Raw genomic sequence first — 13,414 nt, forward strand, 5'->3', positions numbered from 1 at the left:
AAAGGACCGGCGGCAGGCAGAAGGAACAGAAGGAACGAGGGGTGCCGCGCACCGGGCACCCCGTACCGCACGGCCGGTGGCGCGGACCGGCAGAGCCCTCCGCCGCACATCGGCAGGGCGGGCCCGTACCGCACACCAGCACGGACACAGCGCACCGGGCGCGGGGCCACGCCCCGTCCGGTGACCGAACCCCGGAGTGACGCCATGACCGTCTCCGTCGCCCTCTTCACCTCCGACCTCCGCCTGCACGACCATCCGGCGCTGCGCGCGGCCGTGGAGGCGGCGGACGAGGTCGTGCCGCTGTTCGTCCGGGACCCCGCCGTCGACCGGGCCGGGTTCGCCTCGCCCAACCGGCTGGCCTTCCTCGCCGACTGCCTGACCGACCTGGACGCCGGGCTGAAGGAGCGCGGCGGCAGGCTGATCGTCCGCAACGGCGACACCGTGGACGAGGTGTGCGGCGTCGCACGGCAGGCAGGGGCCGACGAGGTGCACCTGGCCGCCGACCACTCGGCGTTCGCCCGCGCCCGGGAGGAGAGGCTGCGGCGTGCGCTGGAGAACGACGGGCGCGGCCTCCACGTCCATGACGCCGTGACCACCGTGGTGCCGCCCGGGGACGTCGTCCCCCAGGGCTCCGACCACTATGCCGTCTTCACCCCGTACTTCAGGCGCTGGTCCGACGAGCCGCTCCGCACGCCCCTCGCGGCCCCCCGCAGGGTGCCGGTGCCGCACGGGCTGCGCTCCCAGGAGCCGCGGGGGCGCGCCGCGGTGACCGGCGTCTCCGAAGGGCTGGCCACCGGGGGCGAGACCGAGGGGCGCCGAAGGCTCGGGGCCTGGCTGTCCCGGCACGCCGACACCTACGGAAGCGGCCACGACGACCTCGGGGGCGACGCGACCTCGCGCCTCTCGCCCTACCTCCACTTCGGCGCGGTCTCGGCGACCGAGGCCGTCCACCGGGCGCGGTCCCGGGGCGGCCCGGGAGCCGAGGCCTTCGTACGGCAGCTGTGCTGGCGGGACTTCCACCGCCAGGTGCTCGCCGCGCGGCCGGAGACCGCCACCCGGGACTACCGGTCCAGGGCCGACCACTGGCGGCGCGGCGAGGAGGCCGACGCGGACCTGCGCGCATGGCGGGAGGGCCGGACCGGCTATCCCGTGGTGGACGCCGCGATGCGTCAGCTCGCCCACGAGGGCTGGATGCACAACCGGGGCAGGCTGCTCGCGGCCTCCTTCCTCACCAAGACGCTCTACGTCGACTGGCGGGAGGGCGCCCGGCACTTCCTCGAACTCCTGGTGGACGGCGACATCGCCAACAACCAGCTCAACTGGCAGTGGGCGGCCGGGACGGGCACCGACACCCGGCCCAACCGGGTCCTCAACCCCGTCCTCCAGGGCAAGCGGTACGACCCCGACGGGACCTACGTCCGCCGCTGGGTCCCGGAGCTCGCGGAGCTGCCCGGCGCCAGGATCCACGAACCCTGGAAGCTCAAGGGCCCGGACCGGGCCGCGTACGACTACCCCGGCCCCCTGGTCGATCTCGCCGAGGGGCTCGCCCGCTTCCGGCACGCCCGGGGCCAGGACTGAGCCATGGCGGGCGCGGTCGGCGCCGTACGGTTCCACAACAGCTGACGTATGCACAACTCCCGTATGGATCCGCCTACTTGACACTACAGTGATCGCCGATTCGCCCTCCGACGACTCGGGAGTACGGATGGGGCCGGACGATGTCCTCGCGCAGGTGAGCTTCAGGGAGCGCTTCGCCCGCAAGCGGGTGCGCTTCGAGCGCAGATCCGGTGCGCTCGTCCTCCAGGTCGAGGGTGCGCCCGCCCCCGTCAGGCAGTGGCTGGGCGCCCTGCTCAGGAGCTACCGGGGCATCGTGCCGGTCAACAATCCGAGCGACGTCCCGGCAGGACGCGACGGAGCGGACCTGGTCGTCGAGAGCTCTTCGTCAGCGAACTGGCCACCACCTACTGCCGGGAGAAGAAGTCCTGCACGGTGATCACCGGCTCCGACGCCACGACGCTCGACCAGCTCCTCGACGACCGGCACCGCGCCCTGCTGCGGGGCGACCCGGGATCCGGCAAACCGTCCGTCACCATCCGGTACGCCGCCCCGGCGCACCCCGACGCGTGGAGCACCGAGCTGCGGAGGTGGCAGCGGGACCCCGGGCACAAGGGGCAGTCCCCGCCGCTGTACCTCAGGGAGGCCCAGGACGCGATGGACGCCCTGCGGCGGGGCATCACGGAACAGGCCGGTGCCATCGGTGACGCGTACCTCGACGACGGGCGCACCATCGTCACCTACGACGTCGTCCTGACCGCGGCCAGGGCACTGCCGCGGGCGGTCCACACCAGCGGGGAGGAGGCGCCGTCCGCCGACCGGATCCGCAAGGACCTCGGAAAGCTCAACGCCGACCTGCGGGTGCGCGGAGCGGGTGGCTGGATATGCCTCACCAACGCGGGCAACCCGTACAACAAGGCCCTGTCCGTGGTCCATCTCGCACCCGGCTCGAAACGGCTGACGTTCGAGGGGGTGGCCTGGCCGACCGGGCGGGCTCCCGCGCGCGAGGACGACTGCGTGATCCCGGCGCACCCCTGAGGCCGTCCGGCGAAGGCGTACGCGCGGACCGTGCCGGACCGGGGAGCGGGGCGCCCGGTGGCGGGCACGGCCGCACCGGCCCCGCCCGCGAACGGGAGGGGCCGGTGCGGGCCGTCACCGGGCCGGGGAGACGGAGTCCGGTGCCGGGGCGTATCCGGTGGGCCGGGTGGTGAAGGTGCCCCGGCCGCGGGTCCGGCTGCGCAGCCGGGTCGCGTAGCCGAACAGCTCCGCCAGCGGCACGGTCGCCGTGATCACCGCCGTGCCCGCCCGCGCGGTCGAGCCCGAGACCCGGCCGCGCCGTGCCGCCAGATCACCGAGAACCCCGCCCACGGCGTCGTCGGGCACGGTGACGGTGACCTCCGCCACCGGCTCCAGCAGCACCATCGCCCCCGCGCGCAGCGCCTCACGGAGCGCGAACCGGCCGGCGGTGCGGAAGGCCATCTCCGAGGAGTCCTTGGAGTGGGTGGCCCCGTCGGTCAGGGTGACCCGCACCCCGGTCACCGGGTGCCCGCCGAGCGGACCCTCGGCCAGCGCGTCCCGGCAGCCGGCCTCCACCGCGCGGACGTACTCCTGCGGCACCCGTCCGCCGACGACGGTCGACCGGAACACGAAGCCCCCGTCGCCGCCGCTGCCCCCGTCGTCACCGCCTTCCTCCAACGGCTCGGTGTCGAGGACGACATGGGCGAACTGGCCCGCGCCGCCGTCCTGCTTCACATGCCGATACACCAGCCCGGACACCCCGCGGGCGACCGTCTCCCGATAGGCCACCTGCGGCCTGCCGACACCGATCTCCAGCTCGTGGGCGCGCCGGATCTTCTCGACCGCCACCTCCAGATGGAGTTCCCCCATTCCGGAAAGGACCGTCTGCCCGGTCTCGGGGTCGGTCCGGACCGTCAGCGAGGGATCCTCCTCGACGAGCCGCGCCAGCGCCGTCACCAGCCGTTCGGTGTCGGTGCTCCGCCGGGCCTCGACCGCCACGGAGACGACCGGATCGGCCGGGGAGGGCGGTTCGAGGACCAGTGGCGAGGCGGGTGCGCAGAGCGTCGCCCCGGCGCGGGCCGCCTTCAGCCCGATCACCGCGACGATGTCCCCGGCCACCGCCGTGTCCACGTCCGAGTGCCGGTCGGCCTGCACCCGCAGGATCCGCCCGACGCGTTCGTGGCGCCGCGCGCCCGCGTCCAGCACCGTGTCCCCCTTCCGGACGGTTCCCGAGTACACCCTCAGACAGGTCAGCCGCCCCGTGGCCGTCGAGTTGACCTTGAACACCAGCGCGGCGAACGGCGCCGCCGGGTCGGCGGGCCGCTCCTGCACCGCGTCGCCCAGCGTGCCGCGCACCGGCGGTACGTCCAGCGGAGACGGCAGACAGGACACGACGGCGTCCAGCAGCGGCTCGATCCCGCGATTGCGATAGGCGGAGCCGCACAGCACCACGACCCCCTCACCGGTACGGGTCAGGTCGCGCAGCGCGGTCGTCAGCGTCGGCTCGGAGACCGACGACCGTACGCAGAACTCCTCCAGCGCGGCCGGATGGAGCTCCGCCACCGCCTCGTCGAGCAGCCGCCTGCGCCGCCGTGCCTCCTCCCGCAGCCCGTCCGGGACCTCTTCCTCCTGGAACGTGTCACCGCCGTCGGCCCAGACCAGCGCCCGCATGCGCACCAGATCGACCACCCCGGTGAATCCGTCCTCGGAGCCGATCGGCAGCTGGACCACCAGCGGAACCGTGTGCAGCCGGTCCCTGATCGACGCGACGGCCGTGTCCAGATCGGCCCCGGCACGGTCCAGCTTGTTGACGAAGGCGATCCGCGGCACCCCGTGCCGGTCGGCCTGCCGCCACACCGACTCGCTCTGCGGTTCGACACCCGCGACGGCGTCGAACACCGCGATCGCGCCGTCGAGCACCCGGAGCGAACGCTCCACCTCGTCGGAGAAGTCGACATGGCCCGGAGTGTCGATCAGATTGATCCGGTGCCCGTCCCAGGCACAGCTCACCGCGGCGGCGGAGATGGTGATCCCGCGGTCGCGTTCCTGCGGGTCGAAGTCGGTGACGGTCGTTCCGTCGTGGACCTCGCCGCGCTTGTGGACGGCGCCGGTGAGATAGAGGATCCGCTCGGTGACGGTGGTCTTGCCCGCGTCGACATGGGCGAGGATGCCCAGGTTGCGCACGTGGGTGAGCGGGCTGGTGGAGCGACGGTGCAGTTCGGTACGCACGGCCATGGCCTTTCGGAATGATCCGGAACAGGAAGGCGCGCGATCCCCCGGACGGACCGGCCCGCGAACGGGCCCGGCGAAGACCTCCGACGTGGTGCCTCGCACCGGCGTCGCCGCGCGGCGGCCGGGCCGCCGGGCCGTGCGAGGTCAGTCGTCCGTCACGGGGTCCGGTGCGGGCCGCGCAGCCCGCACCGGGTGCACGAAGACACCAGGAACACCTCGTACCGTGACCGGGGAACGATGACAGCGGCGCGGTGGCACACGGCTCGTCTCCCCTCATTCGGTACGGTGCGCGCCGTGCGACGGGCGCGGCGTGCGGTTCGTGGCGAGTGTAGTGAGCCGGATACCGGCGGGGGAACCGGATTTCCGGGCCGCGGCCGCCGACGGGGGCGCGCGCCGAACTCCCGTTCCTTCGGGTCGGTCACCGGTCCATCGAATCCCATGTGCGGTGCCACGGTGGGGCGTTGAAGGTGACGGTGAATGATGAAACGATCCGGGAGACCGCAGGGGGCAAGGGAAGGAACCGCATCGATGGACGAGGGACGCGGCCTCGCCGCCGCCACGGTGTTCGACGCGCTGGGTGCCGACTACGAGCGGGCGTTCGGCCGATCCGCCGCCCACCGGGCCTCGCTGCACCGGCTGCTGGGCGATCTCGCGCCGCACGGCAGGATCCTGGACATCGGCAGCGGAACGGGGCGGCCGACCGCACTGGCCCTGACCGGAGCCGGCCACGAGGTGCTGGGGGTCGATGTCTCGCCCGTCATGGTGGAGCTGGCGGCCCGACAGGTGCCCGACGCTTCCTTCGTATGCGCGGACATCCGCGAACTCGCTCTGGAAGAAGGCGCGTTCGACGCGGTCTGCGCGTACTTCTCCCTGCTCCAGATGGACCGCGCCGACCAGGCCCGGCTCCTGCGCACCTGCGCCCGGCTGCTGGTCCCCGGAGGCCATCTGGTCGTGGCGACGGTGCCGCTGGACGTCGAGGATGTCGACGTCGTCTTCATGGGGCACCAGGTGCGTGCCACGAGCTTCGGCCCGGAGGAGTTCACCGAACTGGTCACCGAGGCGGGCTTCTCGGTGCTCTGGGAGCAGAGCACCCTCTTCACTCCGGAGTACGAGGCGGCGGTGGCCGAGCCGCAGTTGTTCCTGCACTGCCGACGGGCCTGACACCCGGCCCCGGGTGCCGGGCCCGTCGCCCCCTCAGCGCTCGGCCCGCAGCGGCTCCGGCCGGCGCGGACGCCGCACCCCGGGACACCGCCGTACCAGCGCACCGGGACGCCGGCCGGCGCGCAGCGGGTCCGCCCAGCCGCGCAGCGCCTGCTTGCCGCACCCGCGCCACTGCGCCGGCGGCGGGACGGGCAGGGCCGGACCGCCCCGTGTGGCCAGCGCGTTCACCGGAGTCATGGGGTCCGTCGCCATGGTCCTGGCGAACAGCACGCCGATCACCAGCGGTGCCAGGGCCAGCGCCAGGGTCGTACCCGCCGAGGCGACGTGCTGCATACGGGGGCGGAGCGGTGCGTCAGGAAGCATGGTGGCCATTCGACCAGCGACCGGCACCCGGCGGATCGGCCCGCGTACTCAGTTCGGACCGCTCCGCGTACTCATGGCGTCGCGCGGGACACCAGGTGCTAGGTGTCGGTGCCGGACCCGGAGCCGGTTCCCGAGGCCGCCTTGATGCCCTTCGTGATGTCGTCCATGACGGAGAGCGCGGGGGCCTTGGAGCCGATGTCGAAGCCGGACCGGACCACGATCAGCATGTCCTTGGCGTGGGGCGACGGAAAGGCCAGCGACTGGACGTATCCGTCGTCGCCGTTCTTCGTCTCCACCTTCCAGCGCACCAGATAGCCCTGTTCACCGGCCACGGTGACCGCCTCGGACTTGAGTTCCTGGTGGGAGGTGATGCCACCGTAGATCTTCTCGCCGTAGGACTGCGTGGCGTTGGCGGAGATGTCCTTCAGCGCCGTGGCCTTCGCCGTCGTGGTGTCGAGCTCCAGCCCCTTCGCGGGCATGGAGAACACCCCGCCGCGCACGCACTCCTCGGACGTGTCGCCGGGGCACGGGTACTCCCCGGTGGTCACCCCCGCGCCCGCGATCCCGGAGCTTCCCTGCCAGCCGTCGGGAACCGGAAGGCTGATCCCGCTCGCCAGGTCCGTGGCGTAACCGTCCTCGGCCTGCGGCATCTGCTGCCGGGGCCCCCTTTCGCCGCCGCTCCCGCCGCTCCCGCCGGATCCGCCGGATCCGCCCGGTCCGCGGCGCGGGGCGTCCGAAGGAGCGGAGGACGGGGTCGTGGCCGCGTGTTCCGTCGTGTCGCCGGACTTGTCCGACAGCAGGAAGAGGCCGCCCCCGATCGCCGCGAGAACCACCACGCCCGCGGTGACCCCCACTGCGATACGGGTCCGGCGGCGCCGGACCGCGGCGGGCGGCACACGGAGCTGGTCGGTCCACTGGGCGCCGTCCCACCAGCGCTCGTGGCGGGGGCCTATTCCTGTATACCCGGGGTCTGGGTGCCAGCCGGGCGGGGTCATCTGGGTCACGCGCCCCACCGTAGAACGGTTGCGTGAGAATCGCATGAACCAGCCGGGACGGCGGCATCCCCGCCGCCCCGCACAGCTCTCCCGGGGAGGCCGAACGATGAGCGAACGATCAGCCGTACGGATCGAGCGCGAGGGCGCCGTGTTCACCGTGATCCTGGACCGGCCCGAGGTGCGCAACGCCGTGGACGGACCGACCGCGAGCCGACTGGCCGACGCCTTCCGCGTGTTCGACGCCGATCCGGACGCGTCCGTCGCCGTGCTCTGGGGCGAGGGCGGCACGTTCTGCGCGGGCGCCGACCTGAAGGGCATCGGTACGGAACGGGGCAACCAGGTCCTGGCCGACGGCGACGGGCCGATGGGGCCGACCCGGATGCGGCTCGGCAAGCCCGTCATCGCGGCGGTCTCGGGCCACGCGGTGGCCGGGGGCCTGGAGCTGGCGCTCTGGTGCGACCTCCGGGTGGCCGAGGAGGACGCGGTGTTCGGGGTGTTCTGCCGCCGCTGGGGCGTGCCGCTGGTGGACGGCGGCACGGTACGGCTGCCCCGTCTGATCGGCGAGAGCCGGGCCATGGACATGATCCTCACCGGGCGGCCCGTACCCGCCGCCGAGGCGTACGCCATGGGGCTCGCCAACCGGATCGTCCCGCCGGGTACGGCGCGCGGTGCGGCGGAGCGGCTGGCCCGGGAGATCGCCGCGTTCCCGCAGCTGTGCCTGCGCCACGACCGGCTGTCGGTGCGCGAGCAGCACGGCCTGGACGAACCGGAGGCGCTGGCCGCCGAGTACCGGCACGGGCTGGTGCCGCTGACCGCGGGGGAGACCCTGGCCGGGGCGGAGCGGTTCGGACGCGGTGCGGGCCGCCACGGATCCTTCGACCGGTGACCCGGGGCGGCGGTGGGCCCCGCCCCTGCCCCGCCGGCCGCCCGGACGGGAAATGCCCCGCCGGCCGCCCGGACGGGAAATGCCGCGACGCCGCCCCGCCGCCCGCCTACGCTCGGCGGATGCCGACCAACCCGTACCCCGCCAAACCCCGGCCCGGCGACCGCGTCGCCGTGCTGTCCCCCTCCTCCGGCCTGCCCGGACTCCTCCCGCTGCCCCACGAACTGGGACTGCGCAGGCTCAGGGACGAATTCGGGCTCGAACCCGTGGAGTACCCCACGACGCGGAAGATGGGCTCCACGCCCCAGGAGCGGGCCGCCGACATCCACGCGGCCTTCGCCGACCCCGGCATCAAGGCGGTGATCTCCACCATCGGCGGCGACGACCAGATCACCGTGCTGCCGCACCTGGACCGCGAGCTGCTGCGCGCCCACCCCAAGCCCTTCTTCGGGTACAGCGACAACACCAATCTGCTGGTGTTCCTCGACAACCTGGGCATCGTCGGCTACCACGGCGCCACCGTGATGGTCGAGATGGGCCGCCCCGGCGCGCTCCACCCGCTGACCGCCGCGTCCGTACGGGCCGCGCTCTTCACGCACGGCGCCTTCGAACTGACCCCGTCCGAGGAGACCAGCGGGGCCAACGGCCGGTGGGAGGAGCCGAGCACCTTCGAGACCGAACCCGAGATGCGGCCCTGCGAGGGCTGGATCTGGCACAACGCCGACGGCCGGACGGTGCGGGGCGCGAGCTGGGGCGGAAGTCTGGAGATCCTTTCCTGGATGCTGATGGCCGACCGCGAGATACGTCCCGTGGACAGCTACGCGGGGCGGGTGCTGTTCCTCGAAACATGTGAGGAGATGCCCTCGGCGGACGAGGTCTACCGGATCCTGCGGAACATGGGGGAGCGGGGCCTGCTCGCTCAGTTCCCGGCGCTCCTCATGGGCCGGGCCAAGAACTGGTCGTTCGAGCAGCCGCTCGGCCCCGAGGCGGGGGAGCGGTTCCGTACGGAGCAACGGCAGGCGGTGCTGCGGGCGTTGAGCGAGTACGCCCCCGACACCATGGCCGTACTCGATGTCGACCTCGGCCACACCGACCCGCAGCTGGTCATCCCCTACGGCGGCGAGATCGAGGTGGACGGAGTGGGCCGCCGCATCGTCGTCACCTACTGACCCGGCACGAGGCGGGGAGGCGGGAGCGGGGCGCACGCCCGAGCGGCGCCGGTCTTTGGTCCGACCATATGTGGTGTGTGACATAGTTGAGGACCGGCAGCAGAAGCGACGGCAACCGGACGATTCCGGCCGAGGCAGGGGGTGACGGATGCCCGTCGAGTGGCAGCCCGTACGGCAGTCCCGTACGCATGAGCTCGTGCTCCAGAGCATCGAGGAGCGGGTGTTCGCCGGTGAGCTCAGGGCCGGCGACCGGCTGCCGCCCGAGCGTGAGCTCGCGCCGGTGCTCGGTGTCAGCCGGTCCGCGCTGCGCGAGGCGCTGAGGGTGCTGGAGACCATCGGTGTGCTGGTCGCGCAGCCGGGCCGGGGGCCGGACGCCGGGGCGCGGATCGTACGCAACCCCGACGACGCGCTGGGACGGCTGCTGCGCCTCCACTTCGCCCTGGGCAGCTACAGCCTGGAGGACGTCCTGGAGGCGCGCGTCGTGCTGGAGCGGTCCAGCTTCGAGGCGGCCGCGCGGCACGCCTCCCCGGAGGACCTGGCCGAGGCGGAGTCGCTGGTCGTGCGGATGGGGGAGCCGGACGTCGGGGTGGCGGAGTTCAACGACCTGGACACCCGGTTCCATGTGCACATCGCCCGCGGCTCCGGCAACGAACTGACCTCCACGCTCACCTCCGCCGTCCGCGAGTCGGTGCGGCCGTTGATCCTGCGGGCGCTGGAACGGGCCGAGGACTGGCCGGCCACGGCCGCGACGCTCAACGCGGAACACGCCGAGCTGCTGCGGCTGGTGCGCGCCGGGGAGGGTGCCGGGGCCGCGGACCTCGTGGAGCGGCACATCCGGAATCTGCACGGCACGCTGGTCGACGAGAACTCCGAACGGGCCCGGGGAGATTCCTGACGCCCGGACGCAAGCCCCGGCCGGGGCTCGCGTCCGGGCACGAGCCCCCTGTTTTGTCAGGTGCATGACTAACAGTGGATTCCGTCGCGTGCGGCCCGTGGTGCCGCAGCCTTCATGTTCCGGACCGAGGCTAGTATGGTCGGACCATATAAATGGAGAAGCGATCGGAGAGACCCATGCGCATCGGACTCTTCGCCACCTGTCTGGGAGACACGCTCTTCCCCGAGGCGGTGAAATCGACCGCGGTCCTGCTCGCCCGCCTGGGCCACGACGTGGTGTTCCCGCCGGAGCAGACCTGCTGCGGTCAGATGCATGTCAACACCGGCTATCAGCGCGAACCCGCCCCCCTGGTACGGAACTTCGCCGACCAGTTCGGCGACGCCTCGATCGAAGCCGTCGTCATGCCGTCCGGATCCTGCGCGGGCTCGGTCCGCCACCAGCACGAGATCGTCGCCGAACGGTACGGGGACGCGGCGCTGCGCGCGGGCGTCGCCACCGTCAAGGCCAAGACGTACGAGCTGTCGGAACTCCTCGTGGACGTCCTGGACGTCGTGGACGTGGGCGCGTACTTCCCGCACCGGGTGACGTACCACCCCACCTGTCACTCCCTGCGCATGCTCCGCGTCGGTGACAAGCCCCTCAAGCTGCTCCGCGCCGTCGACTCCATCGATCTCGTCGAGCTCCCCGAAGCCGATTCCTGCTGCGGATTCGGCGGCACCTTCGCCGTCAAGAACGCCGAGACGTCGACCGCGATGCTCCAGGACAAGATGCGCAACATCGCCGCCACCGGCGCCGGTGTCTGCACCGCCGGGGACTCCTCCTGCCTGATGCACATCGGCGGCGGGCTCTCCCGGATCGGATCGGGCACCCGCACCCTGCACCTCGCCCAGGTCCTCTCCGCCACCCGCACCTCGCCGTACGCCCCCACGGAGGCCCTCCGATGAGCAGCACCTTCCTCGGCATGCCCGCGCCCCCGCCCCGTTCCCCGTACGGGACCGGCAATCTGCGCGGCGACCGGAAGTTCCCCAGGGCCGCCCACGACGAACTGCGCAACGAGCAACTGCGCCGCAACCTCGGCCGCGCCACCCGTACGATCCGCGCCAAACGCCTCGCCGTCACCGCCGAGCTGCCCGACTGGGAAGCGCTGCGCGACGCGGGCTCGGCCATCAAGACCGAGACCATGAACCGGCTCCCCGAACTCCTGGAGCAGCTGGAGCGGAACGTCACCGAACGCGGCGGCACCGTCCACTGGGCGCGCGACGGCGTCGAGGCCAACGAGATCGTCACCCGGCTGGTCAGGGCCACGGGCAGCAGCGACGTCATCAAGGTCAAGTCGATGGCCACCCAGGAGATCGGCCTCAACGAGCACCTCGAATCGGTCGGCATCACCCCGTACGAGACGGACCTCGCCGAGCTGATCGTCCAGCTCGCGCACGACAAGCCCTCGCACATCCTGGTTCCCGCGATCCACCGCAACCGCGACGAGATCCGGCAGATCTTCCTCAAGGAGATCCCGGGGGTCGACCCGCGGCTGGACAACGTCCCCGCGCATCTGGCCGCCGCCGCCCGCGCCTATCTGCGCGAGAAGTTCATGACGACCGGGGTGGCGGTCTCCGGCGCCAACTTCGGCATCGCCGAGACCGGGACCCTCGCCGTCGTGGAGTCCGAGGGCAACGGCCGTATGTGCCTGACGATGCCCGACACCCTGATCACCGTCATGGGCATCGAGAAGGTCCTGCCGCGCTACCAGGACCTCGAAGTCTTCCTCCAGCTGCTGCCGCGCTCCTCCACCGGCGAGCGGATGAACCCGTACACCTCGATGTGGACCGGGGTGACGCCCGGCGACGGGCCGCAGGACTTCCATCTGGTCCTGCTCGACAACGGACGCACCGCGGCGCTCGCCGACCGGATCGGGCGCGAGGCCCTCAACTGCATCCGCTGTTCGGCCTGCCTCAACGTCTGCCCGGTGTACGAACGGGCCGGAGGCCACGCGTACGGATCGACGTACCCCGGACCGATCGGCGCCGTCCTCACCCCCCAGCTGGCCGGGATGCACGCGGCCAAGGACGACCCCAACAGCTCGCTGCCGTACGCCTCCAGCCTCTGCGGCGCCTGCTTCGACGCCTGCCCGGTCAAGATCGACATTCCCTCGCTGCTGGTTGAACTGCGGCACCAGAACACCGAACAGTCCGGTACGACGGCGGAGAAGCTGGCCATGAAGGCCGCGGCCACCGTGATGAAGCACCCGAAGGTCTTCACGGCCGCGCAGAAGGGCGCGGGGCTCGGCCGGGTCGTCGGCGGGCGGAACGGCACGATCTCGCACCTCCCCCCGCCGTTCGACGGCTGGAGCGCGAGCCGGGACACCGCCGTGCCGCCGAAGCAGACCTTCCGCTCCTGGCTGGCGTCGGCCGAGGGCGCCGCGACGATGCGGGCCGCCGCCGACGAGCACGCGGAGAACCGGAAGAAGAACGAGGAGGAGAAGTGACGACCGCCCGTGAGACGGTGCTGGGGAGGATCAGGGACGCCCTCGCCCTCGCCCCCGCACCGGAGACCACCGTGCCGCGCGCCTACCGCACCGGCCGCGTCCTTGCCGACGACGCACGCCTGGCCCTCTTCACCGACCGGCTCGTCGACTACAAGGCCACGGTGCACACCTGCACCGCCGACCGCACGGCCCAGGTCGTCGCCGAGGTGCTGCGGGAGTGCGGCGCACGCCGGATCGGGGTGCCGGCCGGGCTCGACCCGCGGTGGCTCGACGCGTACGACGGTGAGGTCCAGCAGGACTCCGGCGACATCCCGGCGCCCCGGCTCGACGCCCTGGACGGGGTCCTCACCGCCTCCGCCGTCAGCTGCGCCGAGACCGGCACGATCTTCCTGGACGGCTCGCCGGACCAGGGGCGGCGCGCGCTCTCCCTCGTCCCCGACCTCCATGTGTGCGTCGTCGACCTGTCGACCGTCGAGACCGGGGTGCCGGAGGCGGTGGCCCGGCTGGCGCCCGAGCGGCCGACGACACTGATCAGCGGCCCCTCGGCCACCTCCGACATCGAGCTGGAGCGGGTGGAGGGCGTGCACGGTCCGCGCACCCTGGCCGTGGTGATCAGGACGGACGCGTAGGACCGTCCCACCGGACGGGGTGCGCGGCGCG

At 72.6% G+C, this 13,414-nt stretch carries 13 protein-coding genes; 10 read left to right on the plus strand and 3 right to left on the minus strand.

The window, feature by feature from the left end; genetic code table 11:
• Positions 1-204 precede the first annotated feature (204 nt).
• The 3 genes from ACFVFH_RS32245 (at position 205) to ACFVFH_RS32255 (ending at position 2,592) form a co-directional block, all read left to right on the plus strand.
• Positions 205-1,578, plus strand: coding sequence for a cryptochrome/photolyase family protein (locus tag ACFVFH_RS32245; RefSeq protein ID WP_383775324.1), 1,374 nt, complete (start codon positions 205-207; stop codon positions 1,576-1,578).
• Between the two features lie 127 nt (positions 1,579-1,705).
• Entirely contained in the window at positions 1,706-1,993 is a 288-nt protein-coding gene (locus ACFVFH_RS32250; RefSeq protein ID WP_383775327.1) for a hypothetical protein, read from the plus strand.
• A complete protein-coding gene (locus tag ACFVFH_RS32255) occupies positions 1,990-2,592 on the plus strand; it encodes a hypothetical protein (RefSeq protein ID WP_383775329.1) in 603 nt (200 codons plus the stop codon). Before ACFVFH_RS32250 ends, ACFVFH_RS32255 begins: the two co-directional genes overlap by 4 nt.
• Positions 2,593-2,706: 114 nt before the next feature.
• On the opposite strand, the gene fusA is transcribed toward ACFVFH_RS32255, so the two are convergent.
• Entirely contained in the window at positions 2,707-4,806 is a 2,100-nt protein-coding gene (gene fusA, locus ACFVFH_RS32260; protein WP_383775332.1) for an elongation factor G, read from the minus strand.
• A 525-nt stretch (positions 4,807-5,331) separates the two neighbouring features.
• On the opposite strand from fusA, the gene ACFVFH_RS32265 reads away from it, so the two are divergent.
• Positions 5,332-5,964 (plus strand): class I SAM-dependent methyltransferase, encoded by a 633-nt coding sequence (locus ACFVFH_RS32265; RefSeq protein ID WP_383775335.1) that lies wholly within the window; start codon positions 5,332-5,334, stop codon positions 5,962-5,964.
• Between the two features lie 33 nt (positions 5,965-5,997).
• Here the strand turns inward: ACFVFH_RS32265 and ACFVFH_RS32270 are convergent, their stop codons facing one another.
• Together ACFVFH_RS32270 and ACFVFH_RS32275 are read right to left on the minus strand one after the other, a co-directional pair.
• Entirely contained in the window at positions 5,998-6,327 is a 330-nt protein-coding gene (locus ACFVFH_RS32270; protein ID WP_383775338.1) for a hypothetical protein, read from the minus strand.
• A gap of 98 nt (positions 6,328-6,425) precedes the next feature.
• Positions 6,426-7,322 carry a DUF2510 domain-containing protein gene (locus ACFVFH_RS32275; RefSeq protein ID WP_383775480.1) on the minus strand — a complete coding sequence of 299 codons (897 nt, stop codon included), beginning with the start codon at positions 7,320-7,322 and terminating at the stop codon, positions 6,426-6,428.
• Between the two features lie 106 nt (positions 7,323-7,428).
• On the opposite strand from ACFVFH_RS32275, the gene ACFVFH_RS32280 reads away from it, so the two are divergent.
• The 6 genes from ACFVFH_RS32280 to ACFVFH_RS32305 all read left to right on the plus strand — a co-directional run bounded on the left by ACFVFH_RS32280 (position 7,429) and on the right by ACFVFH_RS32305 (position 13,383).
• A complete protein-coding gene (locus ACFVFH_RS32280; RefSeq protein WP_383775341.1) occupies positions 7,429-8,208 on the plus strand; it encodes a crotonase/enoyl-CoA hydratase family protein in 780 nt (259 codons plus the stop codon).
• A 119-nt stretch (positions 8,209-8,327) separates the two neighbouring features.
• On the plus strand, positions 8,328-9,374 hold the full coding sequence (locus tag ACFVFH_RS32285; RefSeq protein WP_383775344.1) for a S66 peptidase family protein: 1,047 nt from the start codon (positions 8,328-8,330) through the stop codon (positions 9,372-9,374).
• A 148-nt stretch (positions 9,375-9,522) separates the two neighbouring features.
• Positions 9,523-10,269, plus strand: coding sequence for a FadR/GntR family transcriptional regulator (locus ACFVFH_RS32290; protein ID WP_383775347.1), 747 nt, complete (start codon positions 9,523-9,525; stop codon positions 10,267-10,269).
• A gap of 176 nt (positions 10,270-10,445) precedes the next feature.
• The gene (locus ACFVFH_RS32295) at positions 10,446-11,213 is read left to right on the plus strand and encodes a (Fe-S)-binding protein (protein WP_383775350.1); all 768 of its coding nucleotides are present in this window, start codon (positions 10,446-10,448) and stop codon (positions 11,211-11,213) included.
• Complete coding sequence (locus tag ACFVFH_RS32300; RefSeq protein WP_383775353.1) at positions 11,210-12,754, plus strand: lactate utilization protein B; 1,545 nt, start codon at positions 11,210-11,212, stop codon at positions 12,752-12,754. The genes ACFVFH_RS32295 and ACFVFH_RS32300 overlap by 4 nt, the downstream gene beginning before the upstream one ends.
• A complete protein-coding gene (locus ACFVFH_RS32305) occupies positions 12,751-13,383 on the plus strand; it encodes a lactate utilization protein C (RefSeq protein ID WP_383775356.1) in 633 nt (210 codons plus the stop codon). The genes ACFVFH_RS32300 and ACFVFH_RS32305 overlap by 4 nt, the downstream gene beginning before the upstream one ends.
• Positions 13,384-13,414: the final 31 nt, after the last annotated feature.

It is taken from the genome of Streptomyces sp. NPDC057697 (assembly GCF_042799335.1).
GTDB lineage: Bacteria > Actinomycetota > Actinomycetes > Streptomycetales > Streptomycetaceae > Streptomyces.

What these genes read in the sequence shown, in the direction of transcription:
- ACFVFH_RS32245 (WP_383775324.1), top strand. Translation starts at nt 205, where the DNA reads ATGACCGTCTCCGTCGCCCTCTTCACCTCCGACCTCCGCCTGCACGAC.
- ACFVFH_RS32250 (WP_383775327.1), top strand. Translation starts at nt 1,706, where the DNA reads ATGGGGCCGGACGATGTCCTCGCGCAGGTGAGCTTCAGGGAGCGCTTC.
- fusA (WP_383775332.1), bottom strand. Translation starts at nt 4,806, where the DNA reads ATGGCCGTGCGTACCGAACTGCACCGTCGCTCCACCAGCCCGCTCACC.
- ACFVFH_RS32265 (WP_383775335.1), top strand. Translation starts at nt 5,332, where the DNA reads ATGGACGAGGGACGCGGCCTCGCCGCCGCCACGGTGTTCGACGCGCTG.
- ACFVFH_RS32270 (WP_383775338.1), bottom strand. Translation starts at nt 6,327, where the DNA reads ATGCTTCCTGACGCACCGCTCCGCCCCCGTATGCAGCACGTCGCCTCG.
- ACFVFH_RS32275 (WP_383775480.1), bottom strand. Translation starts at nt 7,322, where the DNA reads ATGACCCCGCCCGGCTGGCACCCAGACCCCGGGTATACAGGAATAGGC.
- ACFVFH_RS32280 (WP_383775341.1), top strand. Translation starts at nt 7,429, where the DNA reads ATGAGCGAACGATCAGCCGTACGGATCGAGCGCGAGGGCGCCGTGTTC.
- ACFVFH_RS32285 (WP_383775344.1), top strand. Translation starts at nt 8,328, where the DNA reads ATGCCGACCAACCCGTACCCCGCCAAACCCCGGCCCGGCGACCGCGTC.
- ACFVFH_RS32290 (WP_383775347.1), top strand. Translation starts at nt 9,523, where the DNA reads ATGCCCGTCGAGTGGCAGCCCGTACGGCAGTCCCGTACGCATGAGCTC.
- ACFVFH_RS32295 (WP_383775350.1), top strand. Translation starts at nt 10,446, where the DNA reads ATGCGCATCGGACTCTTCGCCACCTGTCTGGGAGACACGCTCTTCCCC.
- ACFVFH_RS32300 (WP_383775353.1), top strand. Translation starts at nt 11,210, where the DNA reads ATGAGCAGCACCTTCCTCGGCATGCCCGCGCCCCCGCCCCGTTCCCCG.